The sequence below is a fragment of the Clostridium sp. C8-1-8 genome, from assembly GCF_009928445.1.
In the GTDB taxonomy this organism is placed as follows: domain Bacteria; phylum Bacillota; class Clostridia; order Clostridiales; family Clostridiaceae; genus Clostridium_AR.
Genome location: NZ_JAABNO010000035.1, coordinates 146 through 17,337 on the forward strand (window position 1 = coordinate 146; position 17,192 = coordinate 17,337).

A 17,192-nucleotide genomic window follows, 5' to 3' on the forward strand; every position below is an offset into this window, starting at 1 on the left:
ATATGAATGTATTCAAAAAATGTGTGTGGAGCCTTTCTTAGAAATAGGCTGAACTTTGATGGGATTAATTTGGGTTTAGAAAATTAATGTGGACTGAAACAAGCTTTAGGGAGTATGGCATATTGATTTTTGATACTATATATGAATGTATTCAAAAAATGTGTGTGGAGCCTTTCTTAGAAATAGGCTGAACTTTGGTGGGATTAATTTTAGTTTAGAAAATTAATATGGACTGAAACAAGCTTTAGGGAGTGTGGTATATTGATTTCTGATACTATATGTGAATGTATTTAAAAAATGTGTGTGGGTATTCCATACATATACCTGAAATGACGAAATAACGAAATAACAAAATAACATAATACCGAAGTAAGTATTTTATAGTGTGGGGCAAAGCAGTGAGTAAAGTTAATTTTAGATTGGATTTTCTAATATTTCGAGGATCAGAAGTATCAACAACATTTATTTAACACATACATATAGGGAGTGAAAAATATATATACAGTACATAGACAAGTGGATTATATTAAACTTTAATATTTTACCTCTACAAATCGATTATATTTTTGAGAATATTCATAAGCGTAGCCTTTACTGGCAAAAACGCTTTCTAATAAAGGTTCGAAAGATAATATTTGCTTTAATGATATTAGTTTAGCATTACTGACATCCTCAAGGTATTGATCGCTTTCATCTCCGAAAAATAATTGCCATCCACTATCTTGCTCGTGTTCTAAATCATCAGTTCTAACTACCCAATTAATTTGTTTCATATCTAATGCTTTTTGAGTAATAATTGCAAAAAGAGTTTCATCATAAGATGTTTTGCTTCCATATATAGCTGCTATATTGTCTGCTTTAAAATTAATTATGTCTCCGAGTTTAATAGATTTTAGATAATAAGGCTCATTATCTAGGATTCCTGTAAATAATCCATTTTGTTTATCAGTAATTCTTATCCACATTTTTTCAGCTCTACATCCATTTTTTTGAGGATTTATCATCACAAAGATCAGTTTAATTAAATCACCTGAATCTAGATTTTCTACTTCTTGTTGATTAGGTATCAAAAATGTTCTTGGAAACTGGATATTCTTTTAACCACATTTTCTAGGTAAAATTCTGGTTGTTTTTTAACAAAAGTATTTGAAAACGCCATAATGTTAGACCGCCTTTCTGATTATAATTCCGATATGCCTGTGTATTATTTTTATAAGATTGTGAAAGTCAGTTGATTCGATGCTAAAATGCTATGAGCTGTTTCAAAGCAACATAAAGATTTTCTTGGATCAGCATATCAAATAGGGCTATATATTATTTTCCTTTTTTTAATACAAATTTCTTTACAACTAATATGATTACCACTACTATCCCCAGTCTTGATACGAAAATTAATGCTATGCTTATCAATAATATGAGAAGGGCTAGTACAATTTTAAACACGGACTTTATGGTTTCAATAGCGCCTTTTGATTCAGTTTTGGTATTTTCCAGCTGGTTATTTGATGAGGTCCTTCTAAAAACTTCAGAATCAACTGCATCAAGTTTATTTTTAAGTTCTTGGTTATCTGGGTCTTCAGCTAATGATTTAGATAGCTTCTTCCTGAGGTTCGCATATATTTGGGAAAGCAATATATTAGCCTCATTTTGTGGTGGAAAAGTTTTAACGGCTTTTAAAGCCCAGGTTTTAGCTTTATCTAAGGCACCTAATTTAAAATAGATTTTTGCAACGAAAAGTGGTAGATTATTGGTATTAGTAGATTCTGGATAAAGGTATTTATAAGCTTCCAAAGCTTCTGCAGTCTGATTATTTTCACAATAAGCAGTGATAATGTATCTTAAAGATTCAGAGTCCTCAGTATTGATTGATAAAGCTTTTTCGAAGGCACCATAAGCATTAACTAAGTCTTCACTGAGCAAGTAAGTTATGCCTTCTAGACGAAGTAAGTCTGGATCGCCGGTGTAAAGTTTCTTTGCTTGTTCTAGATGATATTTTGCGGCAGCAATATTACCGGTCATGATATTATCTTGGACTTTTTCTCTATGCTCAAGAAAAACTTCATAATTAACTCCCTCTGTAATTTGCAAGAAGGAATAGCTTAGAGGTGAGGGATTAGCTAGCTGCTTTTTCATATAAATAATAAACTCTGAATTATTGTAAGAATCAATACTATTTTCTTTATCACACCATTTAAAAGTATCCTCAAGAAGTATCCATATGTCCTTTGGAAGATGGTGATGACTTGAGAAAAAGTCTAGTAGCATTCTGCTGAGTACGATCTTGTTTTCCAAATTCCATAATAAATCGCTGTCTAATAGGGTTTTCCAGTTATCTATATCAATTCTTGAATTAAAGTCATAATACAAAGCTTCAACCTGATTTAAGAAGTCGCTATTTTGCTCATAAATACTTGGAGAGGGATCAGGTTTGATCTCTGGTAATTCTATATGTGAAGGGGAAAGCGGCTCAGCTTCAATAGTAAATTGGGGCATAAGCTCAATGTTTTTTGGGATATCAGATGTGTTTTTAGTTTTTTTATATGACTTTGCGTATTTTAAAGCAGCATCATAGGCTTCTCTCAAAGCTTGATAGCCTTCAGGATCACTTTCTGGATGATGAAGCTTAAGCTTTTTTGCATAGGCTTTTTTTATGGTTGCAATATCATCGGTAGGTTCAATATCTAAAATGGTCCAAGATTTCATAAAAGTTATAAACCGCCTTTCAATCTATATATGGAGGTGCTACTTCATTTTTATCAACATACTTTATTTTATTAATTTATTATAACTAATAAAAATGCTTTAGACAATTAATGAATATTAAAGCGTAGTAGGAAAGGTTTGCTTTTTTCAGAAATACTGTCTGTGCTATAATGTTGTTACTGAGTTATAAGTAATAATTGATAAAAAGATATTTACATTAAGTAATAATTGATAAAAATATATGCACATAATGAGATTTTGTATAGATATTATGACATAAAGCTGTAGCTTGAAAATAGTTATGTATTGGTAACCGGCAATGCTTTAAGGGGGAAATCAAATGGTTGAGTTTATGAGGAACACAAGGGATATCTATTATAATGAGCGAAAGAAAACTTCTTTTACCTTTAATGATTATAATATATTGTTAAGGCCAATGTGGATGAAAACTTTAAATGATAATAGGTATGAGTCTACATATAGAGACCAGAGTATATTGAAAAGGCAGGGAAGAGTAGCTATTGGAGCTATAGTGCAGGCTAATAACAGTTTGTATTCCTTGGGGGTTAACAACAGTCCAGCGGCTATGGTGTTTTCAGAAGATCCATATTTTGAAGAAAATCCAAGAGCTCTAAAGGAGATTGCATTAAAGCTCATTAATATAAAAGGGAAAGTCTGCGAGGATGAAATATTGCAAGGCTTTGCAGATATATTGGCAGATGAGATTGTTACGCTGTTTAATGCAAAGCTTCCTGAAAGTATTACTTTTGGAAAAGATGTTTACTTTACTACTTTCATGGTTCATAGAGAACATCTTTCTAACAGATACATTGATTTTGAGTATTTTCCTGTTTTGGTGTGTCCGGAAAAAACAGAAGCCTCACTTATACTGCCAAGTAAGTATTGGGCCAGTGAAGTGGGTAGGGAACAAAGAAAAACAAAACTCATTCCAAAAAGAAAGCTGAAAAAACTGCTTTATGATGATCCAGCAAGTTATATTGAAGCTATAGACGCTTATATTGAAGATACAGTAGATAGAGGAATAAGAGCTTCCGAAAAAAAGCCTTGGGAAAGAAAGATCTCTTATTATCGCTTCCAAAAATCCACTGCCCTAATTAATTGCGGAAGAAACCAGGAGGCAGAAAATTTACTACGAGAGCTGCTTTCATATTATAATATAAGTAAAGCTGAACAAAATGGAGACATTTTTTACACTACTATTCTTCTAAATTTATTTAGTCCCTTAATTGAGCTGGAAAGGTTTGAAGAGGCTAGACGATATATTTTAATGTTGGAAAGAGCGGTAGTCAACGTAAAGAATGAAAAGCAGGTACAGTCTTTCTATTTAGCCATAGAATATAGAAAAATGCAGTTAGATATACTAGATGGAGATCTTGAAAGAGGTGGACAGACCATTAATAAAATGCTTGAAGAAAAACCTAATGATATTCTTAGAAGCAGTTTATACTTATATTATGGAATCTACTACTTTAAAAAGGGTGATAAGACTTCGGCTCTAGATTATTTTGATAAAACCCTAAAGCTTATCAAAACACCGGCAGTTGTAGAAAAGATACAATACTATAAAAGTAGATGTTAGTTCTACAATATGCCAGTTCAAAATGTTATATTTTCCAATCTGGAAGGCCCAAATGAACCAATGCCAAATTAAGCTGAGAAACGGGTAAAGTATAATGAATAGTTATCGTTGTTCTAGTATTTTGTTGAATAACTGAAACTCAGGCAGTTTGAAAACCCTCACTGAAGAATGTTGCTTTAGTGAGGGTTTATATTATTAAAATGTTTTTTTTAGGTTGTAAAATAAAGCTTTGATAGAGCAGGCAACTGCGTAAATTTTATATCGCATTTTCCAGAAGCCATAAGGCTACTCCATCTTCATCATTAGATGCAATGGTGTTAGTGGCAAACTGCTTTAGCATGGCATTTGCATTGGCAACAGCATATCTTTCATCAGCAATCTTGAACATTGAAATATCATTGATTGCATCACCAAAGCACACTACTTTATCGCAACCTGTAAATTCTTTTAAAAGCTCCACACCTCTTGCTTTTGAAGCATTATGAGGCATAACCTCCAGCCAGTATTCTCCATCCTTATACAGTTCCTGCTGTAAGGTACAGATAAATTGGGTTTTGTCATTGAAGTGAAATTTCAGATTTTCTAAAGCATCTTTTTCTCCTATAACTGTGAAATAAAATACAGAGCCAGAGTAAAGGTCAGCTTCATTATTTATAGGTCTAAGTCGCTTGTCTTCTTTTCTTGCTTCGAAATAATCTACCATGCCTTTGTTTTCGGTTCCCTTTAGCCAAGAAACTTTTTCTTCATCATCAATTAGAGAATAAACTAGAGGAGCGATTTTGTTGTTTATAAAAATATTTGATATGTATTTTATTTGTTCATCAGAGAATGCAGTGGAATATATGGTTTGTCCATTTTGCGGCTTAACAAAGAAGGCTCCGTTATAGGTTATCACTGGCATTGATAATTCTAAGCCTTGAACCACTCTAGAGGCAGAGGAAAAGGATCGGGCAGTAGCATAGGTGAATTTTATACCTTTTCTTACTAGAGAATTAATTATTCCCTTGGTTTTTTCTGACAATTCTGTGTTGCTATTTAAAAGTGTTCCATCTAAATCCGATATGTATAATGTGCTCATGGGACCTCCTTTATTATAGAAAGTGTTTTTTAGTATGAAGTTTATAATATATAGGTTTTAATAAAGATATTTTAATGTAGATATTTTATTTATGTTATTTGGATAAATGTACAGCTTTGCTCCAATAGAATTTATAGCTTCTGCTAGGCTTAATTTTAACAGGATACTTTAACAGAGCCATGGCTTCAATCTACCTTTAGGAACGGCCAGAAGGTTTGAAAGTAAATTGGAGGCAGAGCTGGCATCGCTTTAAATATTAAATTAGTAATTACTGATTCAGTAATATATACATAATTATAATGGAAGATTCAATAAATTGAAAAGGCGCATACTTGATTTTGTATACGCGTCCTTCTTTTGCTTATAAAGAGCCAGATAAAGTAGGATAGGTATAAATTAAATTACCTTTGCCATAGCCCTTTATATTAACGCTATATTCATAGCTTCCTGAAGAAGAAGCTTTTCTATCTATGAAATACCATACTCTTTTTTGGATAGGTGTATCTATTATTGTAGCATTTTTCTCGTCAACGGTGATTTTATCTATATTAGAATCATCTACAACTCCTACGGTTAGGCCAAATTCCTGCATGTTAGACCAAGCCCAAGTAAGCTTATCTTTATATTGTGAAGCTGTTGTTTGGTCCAGTTGATAACTGCCGCCTTTACTTAGAACTATCCAATTATCCGCTGCCTTTCTTTTTACTAGTCCATAGCATAATGTGTTTTCGTTGCTCTGATAAAATACTAATTTCTCATTCTTAGGCAGATCAACTGTAGATAGTATTTGGCATAAGCCAGTATTATTATGGTTCTTTTCATAGCCTACATTTAGAGCCTTTTCTATAGTTTTACCAGAATCATATTTAGGGGGAATACCAAAGATTTGTAGCCACACATAGCAAAATATTATCATTACACTAACTATTGTCATTAAAATATACTTTGTATTTTCTTTTAGCATAAATTAACTCTCCTTGTTATCTATTTAAGTATCATTCTATAATTAGGCATGTTTAATAATATTGTTGAAATTAAGTGGTCATATAGCATCGGTATCACTGACAACTTAATTGCAACATACTACTTTAACAGAGCCTATAATTAATATTAGATTTTCATTAGACTGTGTTTGATTTGAACACAGCACTTTAACCAAGGTTTTTATAGTGTTCACATGTGGAAACTAAATTTATACTTGTTTGATGATCTAGGGTTCCGGTGAGTAGATAATCACGGGGTCTGGTGATTATCTAGCACGTGTAACTTAATAGTTGAGTTAGGAACTCTAAATAGGGTTTACTGATAATCAGTTGTAAAACTCTTCTCTTGCTCTTTGTCATAGACGATTAGATTTAAGCCTTGAGCATTGCCTTGGTTGAAAGTTGTAGCTTTTAAATTAGTTTTAAACTCTACCTCCAAGCCTTGAAGACTTTTAGCATGAATGAGAAATTCTTTAGGTTCATTGCTTCTTATGTCCCTAGCCACAATAGGATCTTTGCTAGGTAAGTTATCTGGAAGAAGATTGTCTGGAACTAGCTTTATATAAACTTTTACATCTTTATTGCTATAGTTTTGAAATTGAAGATGAGTATTGAATACAACATTACCAGAATTGTCGGTGGAATATTTGCAATAGCTTATATCTTTTCTATAATCAATGGCGTTGAGCCCTTTTGAAAAGGACTTAGTTGTTTTATCAATTGTAGGCTGTATTGCTGGGAATAAAAGCAGAAAGACTATTATGAACATAGGAATTCTTTTAACAAACTTTGGGTAAATATCATTTAAGTAGTGATAAGCACCGTTATAGCCTATTATTAATATTGCAAATGAGTACAACACCGTATAGTGCAACCCTTCAGTTCCATTGGACCAGGGCTTTAGGCCTAGTTTACGTAAAATAGTATCACCAAGTGAAACTGAGTTGATATTGCCTAAAGAGAATATTATGCTGAATATAATTAATGCCACAAAAAGTATGCCTAGTAACTTTTTCTTGTTGAAGCTTAGTTTCATAGGTAGAGTCCTCCAATTTTATAATATTTCATTTAATATGAAATGTGATGCTTAAAAAGGTTTGTACTTCACACTTTATAGTAGAGTATATTACATTATTACGGAGAATATATCGGTGACTAATAAAGATATGTAAGGTCTACTTAATGTGCTTTATCAAATATTTAACTGAAAATACTTAGCTAAATGCTTTTGCAAGTAAATCTTATTAGAATTTGTATAGAATTATTTGATTAAAGGCTATTTTAAAATACATATTTCTTCACATAAGTATGTGTTGTTAATACAATTATAGTATCTAAATCAATAAATTGGAATGTACTTAAGGTAAAATTAAGGTGTTTAGCTGGATTAAGTTTCATAGAGATAATGAATTATAAAATAGGTAGTGGATTTTAACATAGATAATGAATTTTAAAATAGTTAGTAGATTTTAACATAGGTAATATGGATTTATAATTTAATATTTTGATTTACAAGAGAATATAAATTTTAATATGTGCCACTTCAGGCTGAAGTCTATATCTCAAAAGTCTTGGTTTGTAAGAACGAAGATAGGCTTTGAGTATAGAACTATGCTTGAAGTGGTACATTTTTATAGTTTTTTAAGCACTTTTGTTTTCCTCAGAATTATCTATAGCAATTCCAAGTTTGGCTGAGATTATTGTGTTGAGTTTATTGATTGAAGCTGATAGTGCTATGATTTGTTTTTCAAGTCTTATAAGAAGATAACCGCTTATAACAACTGGAAAGCCAACATTTGACACTAGATTAACTAAATCATTAACCTGCATATGAAATTCACCTCCATTCATAAGGAATATATGCACAGGCATTAAGATTGAAGAAAATATAAGTTAATATGAATGAAAATCTATAAGTAAAACAGCCAAAGTAGCGGTAGAAAGCATATATGCTAATTGTAAGGACAACTTATATCATAAAGAAAGGAAGAAATGTGTATGTTTAATGATTGTGTTTCCATTAATTTAGAAGAGGGAAAGAGCTTTGATAAGCTGAAGATAGCTTTGGCAATAAGGGATTCTACTTATGAGGATGGACTTCAATGTTCTTTACTGGAAAATGAGGTCTTAGAACATTGTGAAGGCTGCTCCTTAAAGTACATCTGTGACAAGGTTGAAGATATAGCGAAGGATTATACGGAGAAAACAACAAAGATAATAAGTAGTTTTAATTTTGAAGAATGATTATTTAAAAAAGCCTCTAAAGTAGCCTCTAAAATAGAATCTAAAAAACTAAACAAGAGATTAAAAGAGAATCTAAAAAAGGAACTAAAAGAGAATCTAAAAGAAAATTTGAAAGAGCATTTGGAAGGATAATTGGAAAATGCAAAATTTATATTATTGCTAATGTAGGATAGGGACTAGCTGTTGTTAGCAGCATAATACTTTACAAGATTAGCGGGAGAAAAGCTTGAAGGGAGGTGAGGACATGGTGACTTCAATATTGAGTAATAACTCTATGATAATAAAGTATAAGACTGGAACCAATGAAAAAGGCGATGATATATTTGACAGTCAGAGATTTTCAGATGTGAGGCTAGACATAAGCGATGATGATTTTTATGCAGTTGGAAAGGCGCTAGCAGGGCTTATGAGTTATGATGCTGTTAGTATAAGAAAGCAGCAGGAATATTTAGTTGAGGACATTTAAAGCAGTAAGTTATAAAAACAAAGCAGTAAGTTATAAAAACAAAGTACTAAATTAGAAAAACAAAGGACTAAGTTGAATTAGTATAAGTAAGTAGAGTAGTAGCGATTCTTTATTTTGCAAAGGACGCTACTACTTTTTACTTTATGCACCATATATCATATTATCCAATCCTATTAAATTCTATTACCTAGCACAGCTACAGTTACTTTTCTATAAATACTCTTCCTTAAGAATTTGAATTATTTTTTCCGTACTCTCTATAATAAAATTATCCATTTCTTCTTCCTTAAGATATATATATTCTCTATCTAAGTTATCTCTTTTACCACTGTAGAAGTCTATTATATACTCACGTCTGTTTGCAAAGGCATCTTTGGCAAAAAAGTCTATATATTCATTTTCAAATCCAACTGCAGAATTATATATAGAAAAAGCTCTGAAGTTAGGATTTTTCTTAAGATAAAGAAAATCTAGGTCATACCAATCCTTTTTCTGTGCCCATATCCAATCATTTCTGTTTTGATCATATAAAGCTTTAAATTTGTACTTGCATGGACGAAATATTTGTTTTACCCACAGGATATCAGTTATTAGATGAGTTAAGTAGCCAAGGTAAAAAGACTTTTGCTTTAGATCGTATTTTTCCCTTTGATTTAGATTATAGAACTTTTCAACATATTCATCTAGGTAAATATCTTTAAAACCATCTTCATCAGTTGTTTTGAAATGTGAAACATCTCCACTTGGAGTAAAAGCTGACCAATCCTCATTTGGTACGCCGCTATCTGGTGCTATATTACCAACTATAAACTCAGTTGGTGAAAGATTAGGTATTTTATCGAGAAGCTTGTCTGCTACCCTAAGATGTACTATCCAAGAAGCCATATGTAATCTCCTTTCTTACGGCTGTGCAACTTCAATCCGAAAACTATATATACACCACATTTGTTTTGGAAGAAGTTGAAAATATGAACTTTATTATTAATTATTATATATGTTAAGATGAATTTACTTTATAGATTCACTAATTAATATGGTTACATATGTAAAAGCTCTTTAAGAATCTTTTTCAGATGTTTTTGATATAAGGGTTATAATAGCTGAGATTATGAACAGTATTGATGAGATTATGTAAAAGTACCCAAACGTAAAACCTATGAAACCAAGTAAAATCAGAATTGCAGATGAAGCCCTAGGATATTTCCCAGAGATTATCCCCAATACAATTCCTATAATTGATAATAATATCATTACTACAGCTCCGATTATTACTGACATTGTTAGGAAATCATGGTTTCTAGAAAAGGCTATTAGTCCAAAAGTTAAGAAAGCAATTGCTAGCACTAAGCCTATAATGCCGCCAGTTATACTTATTATTTTTCCTGTCTTCTTCATAGAAGCCTCCTAAATATATTTTTTATCCAGTATCTCGACAATGATAGCATATGATTGTAAGATATACAATTTACTACATATGAATTTTACGACTAATACATTAAGATCATGCATTTAGGAATTCTTCTTAAAATATTGGTACGAAAGAACACAAATAGGTGTAAAATATGCACACCAGAACTCCAAAGCCAGTACCCCCATAGTATTACTGCCCTTTGAAGCTGTGTTAAACACGCCTAGTATAGGCATTATAATACAGGATAATGCAAAGACTCCATGAATCAATAATAGTGCCTTCAACCATTTGTCTCTTTTATTAAAGACTTTTATAGTCAAGCCTATAAAAAATGTGGAAAGTGCCATAAAAGCGTAACCTAATAAATCATAGTTAAAGAATAAACTTCCCAATTTCTTATAGTCAAGTATGGCAAGAGCTTCAGTGCTTAATTGTGACAAACGTATAGTTGTTAACTGGGCAAAATATACTAAGTCCACAAATACAGCATATATAGAAGAGAAAGCAATTGCTGCGTAGCTGGCTGCTTTATTTTCCTTACTGGATAATGAAGAAAAGCTGCAAATCATTGGAACAAAGGCTAATGAAATAATAACACTGGAAAGATAACTTAAAGCATCTTTTCCTACAAGCATAGAAACTGCAAAACCTATGACCCCAATCAACGTGACAATAGCCGAATACATACCAATTTTCTTATTCATGATACCCCCATAAAACATAATAAATTTCATTTGGTAATAACAGCATTTTGTTTAATTATATTGTATATGGCAAATATTATCCATTATTTTATATAATATTGTAAAAATTAACTTTTAATTATATATAGTAACCTAAAGAAGCTGTAAAAATATATAGCATATTATTTCAAAATCAAATCTATGAAAATAAAGCTTCATAGATTAATGGAAAGCTTTATTATGAGGTTAAGTATTGAAGTACTACATCTTTATAGAATACAGGGCTAAATATTTAATAAAGTTTACAATTATTAGCCATATTTTAACTTTCACTTAACCTATGCATAATATAGCTGAGATGAATACTTACTATAATATACTTGATGCAGATTTTATAGATGTGGTAGATATGATTAAGAACTAGTGTTTAAGCAGATTTAGACTCGTTATTATTCAGGAGGTTAGATCTATGGGAAAATAGATTTTAACAATCTAAAAGCTAGTGCCATATTTTATATTTCAAAAAGGTAGAAGTGATATTAGGTAAGTTTTTACTTTCTATGTATGGAGAGTAGGTTAAAGTTTCTGCTTAAGTAGGTTTATACATCTTAAAAACAGCATTAATATAAGGGGTTTATGAAAGGATAAGATTTAAATGGGCTTAAATAAAAAGATAGTTCCACTAGTTTTATTGGCTGCGGTTACTACAAGCTGCTTTACAAGAACCGCTCTAGCTGATGCACCTGTGGCTGCACAACCAGCAGCTTATGGTTATTATGTAGACGTATGGAAGAATAATACTACCTCTAATATGACGCCAAGTACAAATCCAGCTATTGGAGTACTTTCAGAATATCTTAAGTTATGGACTCCAGGAACTGCTTGGAATAATGGTACCATACTTAATGCACCAATCTTAAATTCAAATATTCAAAAATCTATAGATATTACCAATAATCGCTCTGAAGCTGAGGCTCATCAGGCTTACCTTGATGACCGTAGAAATCAGAACTACGGCATAATAGATGGTCTTGGTAAGTATACTGATGCCTTTATTGCTGGTGCAAATGCAGGAACCTCAATAACTGATGCTATCCCAGCAGATGCTACCACAAAGAAATATGATGATAAAGGAAACAGTAACGGAAACTGGGCAGAAACTAGTTCTAGTCTTGGAAATATGGTTAATCTAATAAATGTGCTTAGAAATAGTGCCGCTTCAACCACTCCAGCAAAATCTTATTATCAATATCCACGTCCTTGGCGTTGGAGCACTGACGTTAAAGTGCTACCTACCTTGGAACCAGCTAAGAGCACTACTCCAGAGACTGATGGTGGATTCCCAAGTGGACATACAAATGCAGCAAATTTAGCAGCTATAGGTTTAGCTTATGCATTTCCAGAGCGTTTTCAGGAGATAATAACCCGTGCCTCAGAGTTAGGCTATGACAGGATAGTAGCAGGAATGCACTCACCTCTTGATGTAATGGGAGGACGTATGACTTCTACCGCTATTGCTGCGGCAGCATTAAATAATCCTGATAATCAAATTGCAAAACTTGCAGCTTTTAACGATGGACGTAAGCTTTTAGCACAAAGCAATGCTTCTTCTGTTGATAGATTTAGTGATTACGCTAAGAACAAGAAGAATTATATTGATAGATTAACTTACGGTTTTCCTCAGATTGGGGACAAGGGTAAGGCTATGATAGTGCCAAAGGGAGCAGAGGTGTTACTAGAAACTCGTCTTCCATATCTTGATGCAAATCAACGTCGAGGGGTACTAGCTACCACTGGTATACAATCAGGCTTCCCATTACTTGATGATGCTGAAGGCTGGGGACGTCTTAATCTTTTTGCGGCAGCAGATGGTTATGGAGCGTTATTGGACAAGGTTACTGTAAACATGGACGCTACTAAAGGTGGCTTCAATGCTTTAGATACTTGGAAAAATGATATTTCAGGTACTGGAAGCTTAGTTAAGAATGGAACTGGTACCTTAAAGCTTATAGGTAATAATACCTATTCGGGTGGTACAGAAGTGGACAATGGTACTTTAGAAATGGATTCGGCAAATGCCTTAGGTGCTGGTAAGGTCAACAATAACGGTGGGACAATAACTGAAACTGTAGCAGGTGCTGTAAATATAGGAAGTGAGTTTGATCAAGCACCTAATAGCACACTAGAACTTAACATAGGTAGCAAGGATGATCTATTAAAGATAGCAGATAAAGCTGATCTTGGTGGAAATCTAAAGCTAAACTTCTTAAATAACTATGTACCTGAAGATGGAACTCCTATAATAACTTATAAGAAGGATGGACGTACTGGACAATTCGCTTCAGTAGTTACAACAGGACTTCCAAATAATTATAAGGTGTCACTAGACTATAACCCTGATAACATCAGTTTAAAAGTAGCAGATACAAACGTTGTAAAAATAAGTACAATAGCAGTAAGTGGAAAAGATGGAGTCTCTTCAATTACAACAAGAGGAGGCAATTTACAAATGCTAGCTAATGTAGCACCAGATAATGCCACTGACAAATCAGTTCTTTGGTCAGTATTAGGAGTAGATGGAAAGCCTACTGACTTAGCTGCTATAGATCAAAATGGTCTTCTAACTGCCTTAAAAGATGGAAATGTTAATGTAGTAGCAACAGCTAAAGACGGTTCAGGAGTAACTGGACATACTACTGTTACAATCACTGGCCAAGCTGTAATTAACACAAAACCTACAGATAATAGTGGAAATGGTGGAAGTAATGGTAATCCAAGCACTCCATCAAATACTAACACTACAGGAAGTAATGCAGGCAGCACAACTACCAACACGTCAGTAAACAATTCAAACACTACAACTAACAATATAGGCAATAACTCAAATTCTAATAACACTGGTAACAGCTTAAGCCCTACAGGCAATACAGTAAATAGTTCAAGCAGTTCCTCTAGTGGCTCTATTACTTCAAGTAATAACACTGCAAGCAATACTGTTAAGACAAGCACTTCATCATTGCCTAAAACCGGAGCAATGATAGATAGTAACCTACTAGGACTAATGGGATCATTACTAGTTGGTGCAGGCTCCTTAGGTATATTTAGAAGAAAAAGAAGACAAGATTAATTTTTAGACTATATTCATTTGAATGGAGTTCAGAGTCTGTAGCAATAGCAGAACTGAGCTCCATTTTTATTGTTGGCTCTGTTAAAGTACTGTGTTGAAATTCACTGGTCAGTCATCCGATGCTTAGATGAGCTTGCTCAAAGAATTAATATGATTTTATCATATTCCATGGCTAAAACTGTCAACTCACTATGTTCGAACAGTATAGTTTTACTCTTTAACTATTGCAATCTTTATAAAAATTTTATATCTTAATTTAAATATAAATAATATAAGATGCTTTGATTTCAAAGAGTAAAGAGTAAAAAATATGTCGCCTGCCAGAATTTCTTCATATACGTTCAGAAAAGGCAGATGCGCAAAAAAATCACTAATAAAGAGCAATTAGCGATTTTTTGAGGCCATTCCATCTGAAAAAATCATTTAATTCTAATTGCTCGCTCATATAGCATCTCCTTCTTAACCATTGAATTTCAACATTATTATTAAACATAGCCTTATTGTTAAGATCAGCATAAAGTTTTGTACTAGCTAAACCCAGTGATATCAAGTGTTTAGCATAGCTATTTAGGGTGGAAAGTTAAAAAAATGATGCAAAGTCAAAGAATTAATTGTACTAACTATAAGTGGTAGGATTACCTTTAGAGGGCACTTTACAACAAAGTTAGAATTTGAGAAGCAATTTATGTATAATAAACGCTAAATCTTTGAATATTTTGAATTGTACCATATATAATTTAATAAACATCCAATTATTTTTTATGTCCATTAATTGGGGGCAATAAATAGGATTGTGGTGATGTATATGGGGAAAATAAATAAAAATATAACCACGGCAGCATTAATAATTTTCTGTATTCTATTTATATTTATAATTGGCAGTATAAAAAGTGGCACAGCTAAAAATATTTCAGAGAATGAAATATATCCTAAAGGAGACCTAAGTAAGGCAAAGGTGTTTGATACCTATAATAATGAAAAAGCAGTTTCATTAAATAAAGAAGATACCGAATATATAGTACAAACATTAAAGAACTCTAAGAAAGATTTAGTTACTGAATACGAAGATGGCTTGGTGGAACTGAATATTGCAGAAACATTTGAACCTTTAATAACTTATGTTATTAGCGTTATTCTTCAATATAGCCTAAATTAAAAAAAGTATGGAGTGGTGTATCTTTAAATATAGGTTAAGGCTTCTTTATGAATTGGTGAAATATAGACTTAGGGAGTATGGGTGTTAGTATTTTCAGTGCCTATATGAATGTATTCAAAAAATGTTGTTATCATATAGTTAAGCATTTTATTGTACTAGATATGTAGTATTTCATCATGAAAGCCATTTTGAAAAATCATTTCTTTATGAGCTGAGAACTTCGAGATAAAAGATGTAAATTGCAAGAAAAGTAAGCATTACTTATTTGGATATTGATGTAGCCACCTTCATATATTTGTAATATACAAGCCTTAGGCAATGTATGTGATGGTGTTTTCAGTGTCTATATGAATGTATTTAAAAAATGTTGTTATTATATAGTTAAGAACTTTACTGGTGCTCTTATGAACGTATGTAATTTTAATTATTAGTATTTTGATTAAACAATATCGTTATAACTATATATAACCTAATAGAGACTGTTATAAACTTCACACACATTTTTTAAATACATAGACATAGGGAGTTAGATTAGTTATACCAATACAAGTGCAGCACCTACAAAAGATAGATTGTAGGAAAGAAATTTAAAAAATTCCTATAGTTTTTATCATTACAGTAGTTAGAAATCAACTTAAGAGTAGAATTAATTTCAGCAGTGGATTTAGAAATCCATTCAATTAAAGTTATGTGACTTTAAGAGAACTATTTAAATAAGATTATTCTTATGAGATTCAGTCAAGTAACTGCACCTATAAACTTCACCCACATTTTTTGAATACATACCTATATAGAGTTGAAATAGTAATACCAACACCATTGCATTTCCAAAGAAAGTGAGCTTGCAACATTATTCTAGAGGATGTGGGCTGTATAGATTGATATCAAGAGTTTCTTAACATAATGGTAGATCCGAAGGATTCACAATATAATGATTTAATCCACTGGGCAAAATATCAGGAGTATAAAAGCTTTGACATCGAAGCGGTCAATATAAGATTAAAATATATGAGCTAATAGCAAAAAGAGTAGCTGAAGAATGGTAAAATGGACCTTATGTCAAGGGCATTTTATGGGCGCTTCAGCTACTTTATATTTATAAGGGGTATTAATTTAATTAATGTGCTTCTAGTTTTTAGCTATAGTAAAAAACTAGAAGCTTGTTTAATGATTAAAGTTTAGAAACTTGTCCTATAGTTTGAAATCAGTAGTTTGGATTATAGCTCAAACTTAGTAGTTTGTCTTTGGCTTAGCTGAGCACCATATTTGGAAGCTAAAGCTATGCCTTTGCTTTCAAATACATCCTTAGCTACTATGGTATCCATGAGGCTGTTGATCTCATCCTTTGTTATATCAGGTTTTACACCTGCTATGCTTAAATTAACCTTGTCCCCAGCGACATTTACGAATGTTAAAGATAATGTATATTCCATGATTGATCTCCTTTCTTTTCCTTTAATTTATTGAATTTAAGAATGTGAAGTTGGATTGTCTGAAAAATTACCCGTTAATTAGCTTAGATGCTTCGTTTAGGTAGTAGTCTCTAGTACCATTTGCCAAAACAGCTTTTATAGCTTCAGCAACAGCAAATACAGACTCTGGAGCTGCTGTTTTCTTTATTCCAGAATAAGTCTTCTTTTTGTAGATTTTTGCTCCAGTTTTGTCAGTACCGCTTTCTACCTCCATAGAAAATGTAGTAGAGTCTAAAACTTTGTTAACTGCCATAATGTTTTCCTCCTTT

The 17,192-nt window shown here is 32.3% G+C and carries 16 protein-coding genes; 5 read left to right on the forward strand and 11 right to left on the reverse strand.

The genetic code is table 11. The features are described from left to right. Positions 1 to 533: 533 nt before the first annotated feature. Together GXK57_RS22955 and GXK57_RS22960 are read right to left on the reverse strand one after the other, a co-directional pair. Positions 534 to 1,070 (reverse strand): DUF2185 domain-containing protein, encoded by a 537-nt coding sequence (locus GXK57_RS22955; RefSeq protein WP_160680343.1) that lies wholly within the window; start codon positions 1,068 to 1,070, stop codon positions 534 to 536. 244 nt (positions 1,071 to 1,314) lie between these two features. Next, complete coding sequence (locus tag GXK57_RS22960; RefSeq protein WP_160680344.1) at positions 1,315 to 2,703, reverse strand: hypothetical protein; 1,389 nt, start codon at positions 2,701 to 2,703, stop codon at positions 1,315 to 1,317. Between the two features lie 340 nt (positions 2,704 to 3,043). Between GXK57_RS22960 and GXK57_RS22965 the strand changes: the two genes are divergently transcribed. Continuing rightward, positions 3,044 to 4,303 carry a hypothetical protein gene (locus tag GXK57_RS22965; protein ID WP_160680345.1) on the forward strand — a complete coding sequence of 420 codons (1,260 nt, stop codon included), beginning with the start codon at positions 3,044 to 3,046 and terminating at the stop codon, positions 4,301 to 4,303. Positions 4,304 to 4,559: 256 nt separating this feature from the next. Here the strand turns inward: GXK57_RS22965 and GXK57_RS22970 are convergent, their stop codons facing one another. From GXK57_RS22970 to GXK57_RS22985, 4 genes are all read right to left on the reverse strand, one after another. Then, a complete protein-coding gene (locus GXK57_RS22970) occupies positions 4,560 to 5,381 on the reverse strand; it encodes an HAD family hydrolase (protein ID WP_160680346.1) in 822 nt (273 codons plus the stop codon). 361 nt (positions 5,382 to 5,742) lie between these two features. After that, the gene (locus GXK57_RS22975) at positions 5,743 to 6,345 is read right to left on the reverse strand and encodes a hypothetical protein (RefSeq protein ID WP_160680347.1); all 603 of its coding nucleotides are present in this window, start codon (positions 6,343 to 6,345) and stop codon (positions 5,743 to 5,745) included. A gap of 335 nt (positions 6,346 to 6,680) precedes the next feature. Continuing rightward, positions 6,681 to 7,400, reverse strand: coding sequence for a hypothetical protein (locus GXK57_RS22980; RefSeq protein WP_160680348.1), 720 nt, complete (start codon positions 7,398 to 7,400; stop codon positions 6,681 to 6,683). A gap of 605 nt (positions 7,401 to 8,005) precedes the next feature. Next, positions 8,006 to 8,194 (reverse strand): YvrJ family protein, encoded by a 189-nt coding sequence (locus GXK57_RS22985; protein ID WP_160680349.1) that lies wholly within the window; start codon positions 8,192 to 8,194, stop codon positions 8,006 to 8,008. A 168-nt stretch (positions 8,195 to 8,362) separates the two neighbouring features. Between GXK57_RS22985 and GXK57_RS22990 the strand changes: the two genes are divergently transcribed. Both GXK57_RS22990 and GXK57_RS22995 read left to right on the forward strand, forming a co-directional pair. Continuing rightward, the gene (locus tag GXK57_RS22990) at positions 8,363 to 8,608 is read left to right on the forward strand and encodes a hypothetical protein (RefSeq protein WP_160680350.1); all 246 of its coding nucleotides are present in this window, start codon (positions 8,363 to 8,365) and stop codon (positions 8,606 to 8,608) included. 244 nt (positions 8,609 to 8,852) lie between these two features. Then, positions 8,853 to 9,074: a DUF1659 domain-containing protein gene (locus GXK57_RS22995; RefSeq protein WP_160680351.1), complete on the forward strand. Its 222-nt coding sequence runs from the start codon at positions 8,853 to 8,855 to the stop codon at positions 9,072 to 9,074. A gap of 210 nt (positions 9,075 to 9,284) precedes the next feature. On the opposite strand, the gene GXK57_RS23000 is transcribed toward GXK57_RS22995, so the two are convergent. From GXK57_RS23000 to GXK57_RS23010, 3 genes are all read right to left on the reverse strand, one after another. Next, positions 9,285 to 9,959 carry a zinc dependent phospholipase C family protein gene (locus GXK57_RS23000; RefSeq protein WP_160680352.1) on the reverse strand — a complete coding sequence of 225 codons (675 nt, stop codon included), beginning with the start codon at positions 9,957 to 9,959 and terminating at the stop codon, positions 9,285 to 9,287. A 171-nt stretch (positions 9,960 to 10,130) separates the two neighbouring features. Beyond that, positions 10,131 to 10,469: a hypothetical protein gene (locus tag GXK57_RS23005; RefSeq protein ID WP_160680353.1), complete on the reverse strand. Its 339-nt coding sequence runs from the start codon at positions 10,467 to 10,469 to the stop codon at positions 10,131 to 10,133. A 114-nt stretch (positions 10,470 to 10,583) separates the two neighbouring features. After that, the gene (locus GXK57_RS23010; RefSeq protein ID WP_160680354.1) at positions 10,584 to 11,189 is read right to left on the reverse strand and encodes a hypothetical protein; all 606 of its coding nucleotides are present in this window, start codon (positions 11,187 to 11,189) and stop codon (positions 10,584 to 10,586) included. A gap of 634 nt (positions 11,190 to 11,823) precedes the next feature. Between GXK57_RS23010 and GXK57_RS23015 the strand changes: the two genes are divergently transcribed. After that, complete coding sequence (locus GXK57_RS23015; RefSeq protein WP_160680355.1) at positions 11,824 to 14,295, forward strand: phosphatase PAP2 family protein; 2,472 nt, start codon at positions 11,824 to 11,826, stop codon at positions 14,293 to 14,295. An 805-nt stretch (positions 14,296 to 15,100) separates the two neighbouring features. Beyond that, positions 15,101 to 15,451 (forward strand): hypothetical protein, encoded by a 351-nt coding sequence (locus tag GXK57_RS23020; protein WP_160680356.1) that lies wholly within the window; start codon positions 15,101 to 15,103, stop codon positions 15,449 to 15,451. 1,217 nt (positions 15,452 to 16,668) lie between these two features. Here the strand turns inward: GXK57_RS23020 and GXK57_RS23025 are convergent. Next, positions 16,669 to 16,884, reverse strand: a complete 216-nt coding sequence (locus GXK57_RS23025; RefSeq protein WP_160680357.1) for a DUF2922 domain-containing protein — start codon at positions 16,882 to 16,884, stop codon at positions 16,669 to 16,671. 67 nt (positions 16,885 to 16,951) lie between these two features. Continuing rightward, positions 16,952 to 17,176 (reverse strand): DUF1659 domain-containing protein, encoded by a 225-nt coding sequence (locus tag GXK57_RS23030; protein WP_160680358.1) that lies wholly within the window; start codon positions 17,174 to 17,176, stop codon positions 16,952 to 16,954. Positions 17,177 to 17,192 lie beyond the last annotated feature (16 nt).